The organism is Pantoea sp. ANP04, assembly GCF_041982285.1.
Classification (GTDB): Bacteria; Pseudomonadota; Gammaproteobacteria; order Enterobacterales; family Enterobacteriaceae; genus Pantoea; species Pantoea eucalypti.
Genome location: NZ_JAUTYS010000153.1, coordinates 1 through 538, shown reverse-complemented (window position 1 = coordinate 538; position 538 = coordinate 1). Strand labels below are relative to the sequence as shown.

Here is a 538-nt window from a genome sequence, read left to right as displayed (position 1 = left end):
CATGTGCAGTCAGGTCATGTTGATGATTGCTGCGGCGGTGGCCCATGAGGCTTACCAGATGGCGTTCCGTGACGAGTTGACCGGCTTGCCGGGGCGCCGGGCGCTCAATGAGCGCATGCAGCGTCTGGGTCGCAATTATGTGCTGGCCATGACTGACGTCGATCACTTCAAGAAATTCAACGACACCCACGGTCACGATGTCGGGGATCAGGTGCTGCGTCTGGTGGCCAGCAAGCTGTCAAAAGTCACTGGTGGTGGGCGCGCCTATCGTTACGGAGGGGAAGAGTTTGCCGTGGTATTTGCCGGCAAGACCCTGGACGAGTGCATGCCGCACCTGGAGATGATTCGCGAGATCATCGCTACCTACAACATTCAGTTGCGCAATCAGGACAACCGCCCCCAGGACGACCAGCAAGGCCGCCAACGCCGCGGCGTTGCTGCGGCATCCAGTGTTTCGGTGACCATCAGCATCGGTGTCGCCGAGCGACTGATGGAGCACCGGACCCCCGAAGAAGTGCTCAAGTCCGCCGACCAGGCG

The 538-nt window shown here is 60.6% G+C and carries 1 protein-coding gene; it reads left to right on the top strand.

Annotated elements, in window-relative coordinates:
• Positions 1–16: 16 nt before the first annotated feature.
• Positions 17–538 (top strand): GGDEF domain-containing protein (locus tag Q7C21_RS22845; RefSeq protein WP_375151216.1); only part of this gene is annotated, 522 nt, incomplete at its 3' end.